This window comes from Larkinella bovis, assembly GCF_042655385.1.
Classification (GTDB): Bacteria; Bacteroidota; Bacteroidia; order Cytophagales; family Spirosomataceae; genus Larkinella; species Larkinella bovis.
Genome location: NZ_JBHSMA010000016.1, coordinates 35938 through 50186, shown reverse-complemented (window position 1 = coordinate 50186; position 14249 = coordinate 35938). Strand labels below are relative to the sequence as shown.

Here is a 14249-nt window from a genome sequence, read left to right as displayed (position 1 = left end):
GTAAGCGGTTATGGCACAATTCCTTAGTGGCCGCTTTCCTGAACGGCGTACCCGAAGCCCGACGCGCCGAAGCCGTTGCCATTGTAGAGCATCGTCCACTGACCGTGGTGCTGAAAAAGATGGCAATAGTCCATCATGGCTGAATCCCAGCCTTCTGCCGATCGTTCAATTCCGGCCTTGTCATCCTTGCGCTCCCAGGTGATTCCATCGTTCGACTCCGCATAGCCGATCCGGTAGCTTTTCTCTACGCTGGTCCGGAAGTCCGTGGCGCTTCGATAAGAGAAATACATTTTATAGACATCGCCGTCTTTGATCACTGCGGGCCGCCCGATTGCATCGGTGAATTCGTTATAACCGACGCAGGTAATACCGGTCCGTTCCCACGTGATGCCGTCTTTCGATTCGGCATATTTCACGTTATAAAACGGTTCCGGGTGATTATGGATGATTTCAATTTTGGTGCACGACAGGTACCACATCCGCCAGCGGTCGTTGCCATCGGCATCGGTTTCGACCATCACGCAGGGTTGGGCCACCCACACCTGATCGTAGATCGAGCGGTCGAGCAATGGCCCGTCGTAGGCCCGCTCAAACGTCAATCCACCGTCGCGGCTGATCGCCAGACCAATGCCGAGCCGGTACCAGGCGGTTTCGCTTTTGTTCCAGCCCGTGTAATACAGCCAGATTTCGTCGCCCCGTTTCAGAAACCACGATGGCATCGCGCCGGTTTCGTCGAACATCCCGACAGCGCCTTTCGTCAGACACGGTTTGTCGTGAACATACAACACCCTGGAAAGGTCGTTGGCATCCAGTTCGACGAAGGAAGTGGACGACGAGCGGTTTTCGTCACGGGTGGCAAAATAGACCCGCAGCCGCTGATCATCGTCGAGTGGAAACGCAAACGGCACCTGGGCGTGCGTACGGCTGAACGGCAACTGGCCGTCGGTTTTATAAATCAATCCTTTTTTAATCCACATAAACAGGTAAACCGTTTTTAAGTATATGGTTTCGAGCGGAGCCCCGTGAACCGTAAACGCTAAACTACTCTTGCGGGCGCAAACGGTCGGTCCGAACGTAAATCCGGGTCCGGGCGACTTCCCCCGCAAACTGGTAATGGGTATCAATAAAACGTTTTAATTCGGGAAAGTTCTCGTATCCCTGCGTCGCCCGGTCACTGAGCCAGAACGAATTCGGGCCGACTGCATCCAGAAAAACCGGAGGACGCGAAGCCGTAATGTTTCGGATGTACCGGGCGCGGTGAAGCGTCTGGGCTTCCGCTCCGCCAATGATGCAGCGGATGGTGTGGTTGTCGCAAACGCCCTGCGGCATCTGCATTTCCACATTATACCGCGGTGCCCACCCCCACACGACCAGATCCTCACCCGAACGGGCGTATTGCTGCACGGCCTCCGACGTGGGCGAAATGAAAAGCTGCTGCAACTGAAACGGTTGCAGGCGGTACGCATTTAAGGGGTGCTGGGCCAGTTGATGAAACTGCCTTGCCGCGTTCACCCCAAAGCACAGGCCGATGAGCGTAACCCAACCGATGGTATAAACCGGCGCTGTCAGGCGGTCGATGAACCAGGCATTAAGCAGGCAAACCGGAAAAACCAGATACAGCAGGTAGTGCATGAATTCGCTACCCGGTTTGATGACGGCGTATCCACTCGCGACCAGCGACGCCAGAATGAACAGCAGAAGTCCGTTCTTTTTTTCGCCTTTTCGGCCCAGCAGCAGGCTGGTTAGCAGCACAGCGGTTGGAATAAGGAAAACCAGAAAATCCGTCGTGCGCATCACAAAAGCCGGAAACCGGGCGAGATAATCCCAGAAACTGGCCCCCGCGCTGTAGCTTAGGTTGCCGAATACATAAAACTGTTTGAAATCCTCGAAAACCCCGAAATGCCAGGTCAGGAAAACGACCAGCAGCGGAAACGCCACGCCACCCGCCAGCAAGCCCATGAAGGTCGCCCAAAACCGGGCCGCAGTCATTTTTGGGCGTTGAAACCACAAACCAAGCAGGGCAGCCGCAACAATGACCAGCGCCGTCGGAACGCCCTGTAGCTTGGCAAAAGCAATCAGGCTACCGGTAAAACTCAACAACGCCATTTCTCCCACCGAATCGAAAGACTGGTTGCGCCAGAGCCGGGAATACTGCCAGAAGGCCAGCCCGAGCAGGGTCAGGGAGAGTTGCTCGTTGGTGGCATGCAGGAAATCGTGGTTGTACGTAAACGCCAGAAAGGCAACCCCGGGCAGCAGGGCCAGTCGGGCGGTTCTGGGATTGAAAAAATTCTCAATCGTGAAATAACCGCTGATCAAGGTAATCAGCAGACACAAAAAAGCCGTTCGGCGCAGGGCGATGTAATCCAGCGGATAACCCAGATAGGCCGGGAGCGAGGCAACATACGAGCTCAAGGGCCCCATCGTCGCGCCGTCGGTCGATTGCCAGTACACCGGGTGGTGAAAAAGCGTAATGGCCTGGGAAAGCAGCTGACTTTCGTCGGGATTCAGTTCGCGGTTGAAGAACAGGAGCAGGAGCCGGTTGGTAACCAGCAGTCCGATCAGGACTACTAGCAGGCCCACTTGCTGCCAGCGCGGCAAGTGCCGCCGGAAATCACTGATGATGAACAAACCGCTAACCACCAGAAATGCGAGCCAACCTGCTATTTCCCAGAAAATGGGTGTTTTTAACAAATTTACGGCAAGCATGAGCAGTTGATTAAGGACAAAGCGGACTGGAATCCGGCGCGATTTTGAGATGTTTATTTACAAAAAAGCAAGTGCATCAGTTTCTATCAAAGCTGACACACTTGCCTCCGAATCGTTCCATTTATTTTTGAAGCTGCAACCGTTGAGCCATGCTGTCGTGGATTTGCACGAGCGTTTGCTTCAGGTCATACGTCCAGTTCCAGTCGGGATAATGTTCCTTGAATTTCGAAAGGTCCGAAATATACCAGATGTGATCTCCGATGCGGTTGGTTTCGGAGTAGCTGTAACTCATCTTGTTACCCGAAATTTCTTCACACAGGGCAATGCCTTCCAGCATCGAACAGTTGGCATGGCGGCCACCGCCGGCGTTGTAGACTTCACCCGCCCGGGGGTTCTGGTAATAATGCCAGAACATGTTCACCAGGTCGTAGCTGTGAATGTTGTCGCGTACCTGCTTTCCTTTGTAACCGAAAATGGTGTAGTGATTACCGGTTATGGCACATTTCATCAAGTACGACAGAAAACCGTGTAACTGGGCACCCGAGTGGTTGGGACCCGTTAAGCAACCGCCCCGGAAAATACCGGTTTTCATTCCAAAATACCGGCCATATTCCTGCACCAGAATATCGGCGGCTACTTTCGACGCACCGAACAACGAGTGCTTGGTGTGGTCGATGGACATTTGCTCGTCGATACCGTTTTTGAAATACGGGTGATTTTCGTCGATTTCCCAGCGGGTTTCGGTTTCGATCAGCGGCAGGTAATTGGGGTTATCGCCGTATACTTTATTGGTCGAGGTAAAGATAAAAACCGCTTCCGGACAATTCTGCCGCGTCATTTCAAGCAGGTTCAGCGTTCCGGTGGCGTTCACGGAGAAGTCCGTAAACGGTTCGCGGGCGGCCCAGTCGTGACTGGGTTGAGCCGCCGTATGCACAATCAGGGAGATGTCGGTACCGTACTTTTTAAAGATCGGCTCCAGTTCTTCCACCTTGCGAATGTCGGCGGTATAATGCTCATAGTTCGAATACGCATCGTTCAGACGATTCCGGTTCCATTCGGTCGATGCGTCGGTGCCGAAGAAATACTGACGCAGGTTATTATCGATTCCAATAACCAGATCAAACTTGTCGGCAAAGAAGGCTACAGACTCGCTCCCAATCAATCCGGCTGAACCCGTTACTAAGGCTATGTTCATAAATGTCGGCGTTTACAGAAAAAGTACAATATTTTGGAATGTGGTCAAGTGTAGAAATCTTGGATTTTAGGGATAAAAAATAGCCTTCGATCCTTGATTTACAGCAAAATGGTTTACAAAGTTAGTGTATTTTAAGTACGCGTAATGCCCGTTCGCTAAAAACGGTCTTGCTATCACACAAAAACAAAAGCCGGATGAAAGCCGGGTAGGCTGCTATTTCAGCACCTTCCAGTTCATCAGGCCCCACTTTGTCAGTCGGTAAAACAAGGATACTTTCAACACGCCCAGACCGTAAATACTGCTCCGCCGGAAATTGATGGAAGAAGCTTCTTCAAAGTATTTGGTGGGACAGGTTACTTCGGCAATTTCGTAGCCCTTGTAAAAAATCTGGGCAATCATCTCATTGTCGAAAATGAAGTCGTCGGAGTTGTGCGTAAAATCGAGGCTGCGCAGTACATCGCCCGAAAAGGCCCGGTAACCGGTATGGTATTCCGAGAGTTTCTGGTTCAGCAGGAGATTCTGCGTAAAGGTCAAAAACCGGTTAGCGACGTACTTATAGAGTGGCATGCCGCCTTTCAGTGCGCCTTTTCCCAGAATCCGCGAACCGAAAACGACCGGATACAGCTCATTGCCAATGAGGCTGACCATGGCCGTAATGAGTTTCGGCGTATACTGATAATCAGGGTGCAGCATCACCACAATGTCGGCATTCAGTTCCAGAGCCTTAGCGTAGCAGGACTTCTGGTTGCCGCCGTAGCCCCGGTTTTTTTCGTGGCGAATGATGTGCCGAATGCCCAGTCGCCGGGCTTCTTCGACGGTATTATCGGGGCTGGCGTCGTCGACCAGAATGACGTCGTCGATCAGGTCGAACGGAATTTCACGGAAGGTTCGTTCAAGCGTCAGTGCTGCCCGGTAGGCCGGCAGCACCACCACTGCTTTTTTGCCATTATACATAAGCCAAAACGCTGGTTTTCTTTTTGAACACGGTTAACGGCTTATGAATGAAGAAAGAGCCGAAAGCGGCTGCTGGTCGGATAGAGAACACACGGGTGGATATGAATAGAGAGCAGGTCGCTTAGTGGGCCTGGCTGAATAATTTCTGACGAATCTTATTGGTCCGATCGGCCAGTTCAGGACGGGACGCATACTTATACGTCGTCTGAACAGCGGGAGAGTCAAGACCGGGGCCGTAAACATACGAATCACCCGCGCGGTAATCTTTCTGGCGGATGCTGTTATATTTCTGATAGTCACAGGATGCCAGCGAACCGGCAACCAGTAAAAATACTCCTTTAATCAAAAGCCCTTTCATACAAACATTTTACAAAATTCAGCACAAATCTATGGACTGCCGGCCAATTCGCCAACAGTCCATCAAATTTTTATCGGAACGCTAATCCTCAGCGTTTCAGCCGTTCGATCTCCTCCCAGACAAAACGAATCAATCGGCCAATGTGTTCTTGCGAAAAATCAAACGGCACGTCAGCCGCCCGGTAAATTTCGCTGATGGGAGCCGTATAGCCCAGTTTCAACGCATTCAGGTAGCCTTGCAGCCCCTTTTGCCGGTTTTGCCGGAAGTTCATCCAGACGCCGATGGCACCCAATTGCGCAATGCCGTACTCAATGTAGTAAAACGGCACTTCGTATAAATGCAGCTGTTTCTGCCAGTAACTCGCTTCGTATTTCTCCAAGCCCTGCCAGCTGGTAACCGTATCCGAAAAGTCCTCAAAAATGCGCACCCAGGCCTGGTCACGTTCAGGATGAGACGGTTTGGGGTGAGGGCGGGCCGCTGATTCGTACACCCAGTGCTGGAATTTATCGATGGTGGCCACCCACGGCAGCGTCTCGATGATGGACTCCAGGTGCTGGATTTTAGCGCGCTTCAACTCGTCGGGGTTCTCGAAAAATACATCCCAGTAGTCCATCGTCAGCAATTCCATCGCCATCGACGCCAGTTCGGCCACTTCCATCGGCGGGTTGCGGAACGGTTTCAGCGGCAGATCGCGGGTCAGAAAGGAGTGGACGGCGTGACCGCCTTCGTGCACCATTGTGACCAGATCACGCAGACTTGAGGTGGCATTCATGAAAATAAACGGAACGCCGATTTCTTCGAGCGGGTAATTGTAACCGCCCGGTGCTTTGCCTTTCCGCGATTCGAGATCAAGGTGGCCCATCGCTTTCATGATGCGCAGGCAGTCGCTCAGGTACGTATTGCCCACGGCGGCATCCAGCCGGCTGAAACAGGTAATGGTTTTATTCAGCAACTCTTCGCCGGTTTCGAACGGTTTCAGGGCCGCCAACCCGTCGGGGTCGACTTTGGAATCCCAGGGACGAAGAATATCAAAAGAAGAATCGACGCTGGCGAGTTTCCGGCTGCGTTCCTGCGCCAGTTGATCGAGCAGCGGCACGACGGCCTTGGAAACCGACGCGTGAAAGTCGAAACAATCCTGCGGGGTATAATCAAACCGCCCCATCGCGGCAAACATATAATCCCGGAAATTCTCAAAACCGGCATTGACCGCCACCTGGTGCCGCCGTTCCACCAGCCGGTCGTACAACTCGTCCAGCGACGCTTTATCCTCGTGCCGCCGTTCCTGAATTTTTCGCCAGACGTTTTCCCGCAGCGCGCGGTCGGGCGATTGCAGCAGGGTGCTGGCCTGCGGCAGTGTGATTTCTTCCAGGACGCCCTCGGCATTTTCCAGCTCGATCGTCATGGCCCCGACCAGGGCCCCGTATTTGCGTTGTTCGGACTGGATCTCGGTTTGGAGCGGAATGTTTTCGTCCCGGAAAATGTCAATGGCTTTCTTCATGCCCCGGATCGTGATATCGAAACCCTTATCCTTCAAATCGGCCAGAAAAGGGCTGTCGACGGCCATTTTATCCAGGCGGTTTTCGTAAGCGGATAAGTGCGGCTGAATTTCGGTAATGAAAAAGTTAAACTGCTGCACCAGTTCGGGGTCGGAGGTGTCGCAGGTCATCCGGATATACCGCCAGGCAAAGTTTTCGGACAGGTACGATTCCAGTTCACTGCGGTCGATAAACCACTGGCGCAGCTCATCGGCATTCGTGATCGGACGTTCAACCAGGTTGTCGTACAGCGGTTTTACTTCGTCCCAGGTCGTGAGCACAAATGCTTCACCAATAAACGGCCGGGCCGGGCGGGCGGGGATTGCTAAGGTCGGTTCCATTACGGTATTCAGGAAAACGGGTGTATGATTCAGGTTTCAACGATAAACCCTGAACGGTTCAACGGTTATTCAATTTCAATGACAACATCGCTGGTCAACGGGCGCGCTACGCACGTCAGGATGTAACCGGCCTGGAGTTCGGATTCGGCCAGCCCGTCGTCTTCGTCAAGGTGTACTTTACCCGACAGGCAACGACCCATGCAGGCCGTACACATACCGGCCTGGCACGAATACGGCAGGTCGATGTCGAGTTCCAGGGCGGCTTCCAGAATGGTCTGGTGGGGTTCAACGGTGAATTTGTATTCGCTGCCTTCGTATAAAATGGTCACTTCGGGGGTTGACGAACCGGCGGGCTCGGCTTCCACTACCTCGCCGTGGGTTTCGTGCGAACTGGTCGCGAAGCTCTCTTTGTGAACCTGATGGGCCGGAACGTCCAGGATCCGGAGCGCACTGCGGGCTTCGTCCATCAAGCCGTCGGGGCCGCAAATGTAGAAGTCGGTTTGCTGAAGGACGTGGTGTGGCTGTTCTTCGAGCAGCTTCAGAATGGCCGATTGGTTCAGTCGCCCCTGCAGACCACTCCAACCGGGTTCGGGCTGGCTGAGCAGGTGCGTGACCCGAAACCGCCCGCCCGATCGCTGCACCAGGTCGTTCAGCTCTTTTTCAAAAATGATCGATGCGCGGTTCCGGTTGCCGTAGAGCAGCCAGATGGTGCTGCGGGGTTCGACGTGCAGAACCGATTTGGCCATCGAAATCAGGGGCGTAATACCACTTCCGGCCCCGATCAGTACGATTTGTCGCTGGTTGGCGGGATCCAGTTTAGGGACGAAGGTGCCGAGCGGTTCCAGCGTCTCGAACACATCCCCGGGTTTGGTCGTATCGCAGAGGTAGTTGGAAACCACCCCTCCCGGCAGGCGTTTGATTGTAACCGCCAGTGCGACATCGGTATGCGGAGAACTGGACATCGAGTACGACCGCCGGATTTTCTGGCCGTCGAAGGGTAAAATAAACGTCAGGTACTGGCCGGGCTGGTACCGGATCACTTCGTTGAGGGGATGCCAAAAATGAATAGTCACGGCGTCCGGGGTTTGCCGAACGACTTCTTTTACTTTCAAAAAATACCGATTTGCCATAATTCAAACGATCGCCGGAGCGATTCCTTAATTCTTTATCAATTGGCGGTGAGTGCCGAGCTGAAGACCTTCCAGAAAACCGATGAGCCAACGAAGCCGCAATATACTATTGAATTGCCAATCCGTTCGGGTAACAAACTGTAGAGGATTCCGGTTTGGTGGTCGTTCCGTCAAATTTCGGATTTCGTCACTTTTTATGGTTTTTTCGGCGGATATTAGCGGCCGAAGCGCATTCTGATACATGAAGAAAATTCTGTTTTTTACTCCCTACGGATCCTTTACCGGCTCGGAAGTAGTGTTGTGGACCTATCTGCAAAATTTTGATCGACAACAGATTCAGGCGGCTTTGTACAGCGAAAACCGGGGGCCATTGGTTGCGCAGTTGCCGGCAGATATACCATCCTTCACTTCGCCGTTCAACCGGGGGCTGGCCCGGAAACTGGTTTCCAAACTGACCCACGCGATGGGCGTGAAGGTGTATGAGAACTACATCCGGCGTTTGCAGGAACACGTAAAGGCCGACTACTGGTACCTGAATACCGTGCTGATGTTTCCACTTTCGAAACTGGCCGAACAACTGGGCGTGAAGGTGATTACGCAGATTCACGAACTCCACTCGCAGTTCGAATCGATTCATTACGACGAAATGAAACACGCCATGACCTACTCGGAACTGGTCATCGGCGTAACGCAGCAAATCTGCGACCTCGCCACGGTGATGGGGGCAAAACGGACGGCTCTCCTGTATCCCGTGGTGGATCTGATCCATAAGGAAGTCTCGCAGCAGCGGGTCGAGGAGCTTCGGAAAAAACTGAACATAGCACCCGGTGCTTTTGTCTGGATGATGGTCGGAACGCGGATTTACCGGAAAGGGGTCGATCTGTTTCCGTTCATTGCCCAGGCGCTGGCCGATCAGCCGTGTCATTTTATCTGGATGGGTAACTCCCAGCCCACCGGCCTGAATTACCTGGTCGATAGCCAGGTCAAAGCGCTGAACCTGTCTAACCTCCATTTCGTCGATGTGCAGACCGACGATTACTACAACTACCTGCAACTCGCCGACGGATTGGTAATGACTTCCCGCGAAGAACCGTTTGGTAAGATTATGACCGAAGCGGCCTCGCTCGGAAAACCGCTGGTGGCACCCAATGCCGGCGGAGCCCGGGAATTTATCGTTCCGGGCATGGGCGAACTGGTCGATTACCCCATGCCAGAGGAGTTTAGGAGGGCAATGGTACGCGTGATGCAGCATCCCAAAAATTATAACACAAATTTATTGATCGAAAAAAGTCAACAATTTGATGCTAAAGTACAAGTCTTAAAATGGCAGGAGGCTATTTTACAGCTATAAATGTTACCACTTACTAACATTTAGTATCTTTGTTGTAACTAGGTTTTGCTACCGCATACTAAATTTTAGTTGCTCCTGACACAATTTTTGTAACCATCCTACGCTTGATGTGTAATTGAGTTTACTATATACAGGTAAACAGGATATTGCCATGTTTTAATCTGAGGTTTTGGCGCCTTTTTACGGGTTCATCCGTTCATCTTTTTACTTTCCCAAGAGCAGGCACTGCGCTGCCGTTCATTCCGCGAGCCCGGTTACATTGGAATGATTTTTGTCCTTCACAGTATTCGAATTTGAATCACAGCAGTTAATAATAAGTCTGACTGCTAATCGAAACGCGTCATTCGGTTCCGGTACCGGAGAGTCATCTCTGCTAAAATCCGTAACCGAAGTTAGCCCTGACGAGTGCAGAATCCGCTGATTCGTGGCCGGTGATAAGCCGATTCCCCGGCTTCAGCGTCTTTGCAGCCTCGCAGGGAGAAGAACAAAATATCATAATAGCACACCGCACGGATGATGATCAGACAACTAACCGTAACGCTTTTAATTTTATCATTCTTCCTCGGCGTAAGTTACGCACATTCTCCGGCCACCAGCGGTTCCCAACCGTCGAAAAGCCGCCTTATTGCCCCAAAGGTTCCGGAACGCCAGCGGTATCTGGCCATCGTTATCTTTAACTACGAAGGTGACCCCACCAGTGACATCGAACGGATTGAGAATGCGGGCCGGATGGGGTGTAATGCGGCTGAAATCTCGATCCACTGGGACGGAGTCTATCCCACCCGCAACAGCGCTCCGAACTGGAAGCTGGTGGATGCCTATGTGAATGCCGCCTTACGGATGGGCATGAAGGTAGCGCTCCGCATTCACCTGGCCCGCGACCCCAACCGGCTGAGCGGTTTCTGGAACAATGCAGAATCGATGCAGGCTGCCGACGGCACCCGGATGAATTTCGGGCAAGCGGTTCAATTCAGTTTTGCTCATCAACCTACGCTGGAATTAGCCAAAGACTTTGTTCGGCAGGTCACCCGTCATTTCGAATACCTGCAACAACAGGACCAGCTTCTGTTTATGTCGGTGGTGGCTTCTCCCATTCAGGAAGCAGAATATTCCCCCCGAAACGATCGCTCTGGTGGTAGTTATCCCATTCCGTTCGATTACAGCGACCCGATGAAGCAGGGGTTTCGGCAGTGGCTGCAGGGCCGGTATTCGCTGGAGGCCCTGAACCGGCGCTGGGGCAGCGACTTCAGTAAATGGGAAGCCGTTGTGCCCCCGCCGTACAACCAGAATGATCCGTATATTTCCTTTAGCCGGGGCCGTTGGGGCGAAGACTGGTACGTGTTTCGCCACCTGATGCTGAAGCGGTTTATTGACGAAACCAACCGCACGGTCAAAGAAGTCAATGGCTCGATTCAGTTTGTCAACCAGCACGGCTGCGTCTGGGATCGCCAGAGTGGTTTGCGGGGCACGTTCGGGTTCCGGAATCTGGCACAAAATGCCGATGGTCTTAAAATTAACGACGGTCCGGACTATAACCACCGGTTTTCGATGGACGTTGTTCGGAGCAATATCCGTCCCGGAGGCTGGGTGTGTAACGAGGTCGATGGCCTTTTCCACCAGACGGTTTCTACCGACCGGTTTTACGAGCAGGTAGCCGAAAGTTTTGAACACGGCGCCCGGATGGTGACGCTGGCAAACTTTGGGGGCTGGGATGCCCGGAATGCGTTAAATCGGTTGATTCATAAGGTCGTTAGTCAGGGTTTGCTGAATCAGCCCGTAACCCAGGTCCAAACCGGTAGTAACGCCACCTACAAATTATCGTCGATGGTGCTGGACGATGTTTCGGACTCGCAGAACCGGGCCAGTGATCAATGGTCGAAGGCGTATGTGCAGAGTGGCCGGAAACCCGTCAATATTGTCATCAATGAAGACTGGCTGGAGGATAATGCCAATCAGGACCCGCGGGTTCGGCAACCGATTCCCAACCAGACCGCTTACGCTGATAAACTCTTCGAATTCAGCATTCCCCCGGCTACCTTTGAAGACCCGGACGGTTCCATCACCAAAGTAGAAATCACGGCGGGTTTGCCGGCTTTGGGGCTTTCGGCCGATGGCGTAACGATCTCGGGAACGCCCACCGGAACGGGAACGATCACGGTGACGGTCCGGGCGGTCGATAATAAAAACTCCCCGGTAACAACGCAGTTTCAGATTACGGTGCTGGGGCAAAATAGCAACCAGGCTCCGGTTGTTAATAAAACCATTGAGGACCGAACCGCCAGTGTCGGCAAGGAATTTTCATTTCGGATTCCGGATGAAACCTTTAAAGACCCGGATGGCCGGATCGTGAGTATTCAGGCTTCAGATTTGCCGGTGGGATTGTCCTATGATGCGCAAACGTACACGATCAGTGGTAAACCCACTTCGGAAGGAGTTTCAACGATTACGCTGAAAGCGACGGATGATAAGGGAACCAGTGTTTCGACCCGTTTTAAATTAACGGTCCTTAAACCGGAAGAAACCAATAAACCACCGGTAGTTAGTAAAATAATACCCGCACAAACCGCCATCGTCGGGCAGAATTTTAGCTTCACCATTCCGAATGAGACGTTTTCGGACCCCGATGGACAAATCACGGATGTGGATGTATTGGGATTGACGAGCGGACTGAGTTTTGAAACCGGCAACCGCACCATTCAGGGGATGCCCAACGTTGCCGGTGTTATTGCGGTGAAGGTCAAAGCCACGGACAACAAAGGGGCCAGTGTTACCACGGAGTTTCAACTCACGATTAACAACGCTCCTTCGACAGGGAAATTAACCTTAGTGGAGCCAACCTTTGATTGCAATACCGGGGAAATTAAATTCCGTACCAGCGGAGGAGATGGGACCAGGATTGAATTCCGATCGGCGGGCATCGCGGACTGGACCGTCAATGCCATCGCCATTATTCCGCCCTGGCTCCGCGACGGGGTAACCTTCGAGATCCAGGCCCGGCAAAGTGGTAAAGAGGCCCGGTTTTCCTACACAACAAAGTGTAACGGATACGAAGCCCCGGTGGTGGTTAATCCGTTGAGCGATCAGACCTACCCGCTTGGTCAGGCCGTCACCCTGACCATTCCGGCGGAAACCTTCCGGGCGTCCACCACAATGACGTTTGCCGTTAGTGCTCTACCGGAAGGACTCACCTACGATAAAGGCAAGCGGACCATTTCGGGAACACCTAAAAAAACCGGTACAACTTCGGTGGTGGTCACCGCCACCGATGAGCGGGGGGCGAAGGCCGAAGATGCCTTTCTGATTACGATTCGGGCCACAGAAACCAGCCTGACCATCGTTGCCCCGACGTTCAACTGCCAGACCGGGCAATTAACGATTCGAACTGAAGGGGGCAATGGGGCGGCATTGACGTATTCGATTCCGGGCGTTGGTGACTGGACCAGCAATCCTACATTTACAATCGGCCCGGAAAAACGGAATGCGACCGATCTCAAACTCATGGCTCGTCAGGGCGACAAGGAGGTTAGTTATACGTACCGGACCAGTTGTTCTTCGCCGATCTCTTCTACGCTGGCTGATCAGACGATTGTTGCTGGCCTGGCTTATTCCTATCAATTGCCCGATCCGGGACCCGGTAATAGCTATACCGTGGCCGGTTTGCCCGAAGGGCTGAGTTACGATGCCAAAAACCGGACGATTTCGGGAGTACCCACAAAAACCGGCACGACAACCCTGCTGATTAAGGGGGTTGATGATCAGGGGAATGAACTCGGACAACTTAGCTTTAAGCTGATCGTTGTCGACAAAAATCCGACGAGTGGTAACTTCGAAGGCTACCTGGATCTGGTGAGTTGTATCAACATAGCGGGCTGGGTGTGGGATCAGGATCGGCCCAACACCCCGTTGACGGTGGAGTTTCTGGTGGGACCTACCCTGGCCTCGGCCCGGCTGGTGGGCAGCCTTGAGGCCAACCTGTTCCGGCAGGACCTGAAAGACAACGGCAAAGGCAACGGCAGCCACGGCTACCGCTGGGATACGGCCGAGGAGTTGAAGAACAACCAGTCGTATCAGGTCTGGGGCCGGGTTCAGGGCACGACCTATCTGCTGAAAGGGTCTCCCAAGACCCTGACCTGTACCGGGAACAACACGCCAACGCCCCCAACCACCCCGACTACCCCAACCATGCCGACTACCCCGACGAATCAACCGCCGGTGGCCCCCACAGTGGTGAGTCTGACGGCGACGGTGAATGTGGCCTACCAGACGGTTTTGCCGGTTTTCACCGATCCGGAAGGGGGCACGCTGACGTATGCGGTGAGCGGTTTGCCGACGGGGCTGAGTTTTGAGGTCCTTAGCCGGAGCCTGAGCGGGACGGTCACCACGGCGGGAAGTTATTCCGTCACCTACACGGCCACCGACAACCAGAATGCCAAAACCAGTGTAGAGCTGACGCTGACGGTGAATCCGGGCACTACCCCTCCCACCACCCCGACGCCCCCAGTCTCGCCGACCACGGGCAGTTTTGAGGGGTATCTGGATCTGGTGAGTTGCATTAACATAGCGGGCTGGGTGTGGGATCAGGATCGGCCCAACACCCCGTTGACGGTGGAGTTTCTGGTAGGACCTACCCTGGCCTCGGCCCGGCTGGTGGGCAGCCTTGAGGCCAACCTGTTCCGGCA

The 14249-nt window shown here is 53.3% G+C and carries 9 protein-coding genes; 2 read left to right on the top strand and 7 right to left on the bottom strand.

Annotated features, from left to right (window positions below):
- Positions 1–23: 23 nt before the first annotated feature.
- From ACFPMF_RS26155 to ACFPMF_RS26125, 7 genes are all read right to left on the bottom strand, one after another.
- Entirely contained in the window at positions 24–977 is a 954-nt protein-coding gene (locus tag ACFPMF_RS26155; protein WP_379850760.1) for a glycoside hydrolase family protein, read from the bottom strand.
- A 64-nt stretch (positions 978–1041) separates the two neighbouring features.
- Positions 1042–2706 carry a hypothetical protein gene (locus ACFPMF_RS26150; protein ID WP_379850758.1) on the bottom strand — a complete coding sequence of 555 codons (1665 nt, stop codon included), beginning with the start codon at positions 2704–2706 and terminating at the stop codon, positions 1042–1044.
- A 121-nt stretch (positions 2707–2827) separates the two neighbouring features.
- Positions 2828–3901 carry an NAD-dependent epimerase/dehydratase family protein gene (locus tag ACFPMF_RS26145; protein WP_379850756.1) on the bottom strand — a complete coding sequence of 358 codons (1074 nt, stop codon included), beginning with the start codon at positions 3899–3901 and terminating at the stop codon, positions 2828–2830.
- Between the two features lie 213 nt (positions 3902–4114).
- Complete coding sequence (locus ACFPMF_RS26140; protein WP_379850754.1) at positions 4115–4855, bottom strand: glycosyltransferase family 2 protein; 741 nt, start codon at positions 4853–4855, stop codon at positions 4115–4117.
- Positions 4856–4976: 121 nt separating this feature from the next.
- A complete protein-coding gene (locus ACFPMF_RS26135; protein ID WP_379850752.1) occupies positions 4977–5213 on the bottom strand; it encodes a hypothetical protein in 237 nt (78 codons plus the stop codon).
- 88 nt (positions 5214–5301) lie between these two features.
- A complete protein-coding gene (locus tag ACFPMF_RS26130) occupies positions 5302–7089 on the bottom strand; it encodes a M3 family oligoendopeptidase (protein WP_379850750.1) in 1788 nt (595 codons plus the stop codon).
- A gap of 65 nt (positions 7090–7154) precedes the next feature.
- Positions 7155–8219 carry a 2Fe-2S iron-sulfur cluster-binding protein gene (locus ACFPMF_RS26125; RefSeq protein ID WP_379850748.1) on the bottom strand — a complete coding sequence of 355 codons (1065 nt, stop codon included), beginning with the start codon at positions 8217–8219 and terminating at the stop codon, positions 7155–7157.
- 241 nt (positions 8220–8460) lie between these two features.
- On the opposite strand from ACFPMF_RS26125, the gene ACFPMF_RS26120 reads away from it, so the two are divergent.
- Both ACFPMF_RS26120 and ACFPMF_RS26115 read left to right on the top strand, forming a co-directional pair.
- A complete protein-coding gene (locus ACFPMF_RS26120; protein ID WP_379850746.1) occupies positions 8461–9570 on the top strand; it encodes a glycosyltransferase family 4 protein in 1110 nt (369 codons plus the stop codon).
- 516 nt (positions 9571–10086) lie between these two features.
- Positions 10087–14249 (top strand): putative Ig domain-containing protein (locus ACFPMF_RS26115; RefSeq protein ID WP_379850744.1); only part of this gene is annotated, 4163 nt, incomplete at its 3' end.

What these genes read in the sequence shown, in the direction of transcription:
- ACFPMF_RS26140 (WP_379850754.1), bottom strand. Translation starts at nt 4,855, where the DNA reads ATGTATAATGGCAAAAAAGCAGTGGTGGTGCTGCCGGCCTACCGGGCA.
- ACFPMF_RS26135 (WP_379850752.1), bottom strand. Translation starts at nt 5,213, where the DNA reads ATGAAAGGGCTTTTGATTAAAGGAGTATTTTTACTGGTTGCCGGTTCG.
- ACFPMF_RS26145 (WP_379850756.1), bottom strand. Translation starts at nt 3,901, where the DNA reads ATGAACATAGCCTTAGTAACGGGTTCAGCCGGATTGATTGGGAGCGAG.
- ACFPMF_RS26150 (WP_379850758.1), bottom strand. Translation starts at nt 2,706, where the DNA reads ATGCTTGCCGTAAATTTGTTAAAAACACCCATTTTCTGGGAAATAGCA.
- ACFPMF_RS26125 (WP_379850748.1), bottom strand. Translation starts at nt 8,219, where the DNA reads ATGGCAAATCGGTATTTTTTGAAAGTAAAAGAAGTCGTTCGGCAAACC.
- ACFPMF_RS26130 (WP_379850750.1), bottom strand. Translation starts at nt 7,089, where the DNA reads ATGGAACCGACCTTAGCAATCCCCGCCCGCCCGGCCCGGCCGTTTATT.
- ACFPMF_RS26155 (WP_379850760.1), bottom strand. Translation starts at nt 977, where the DNA reads ATGTGGATTAAAAAAGGATTGATTTATAAAACCGACGGCCAGTTGCCG.
- ACFPMF_RS26120 (WP_379850746.1), top strand. Translation starts at nt 8,461, where the DNA reads ATGAAGAAAATTCTGTTTTTTACTCCCTACGGATCCTTTACCGGCTCG.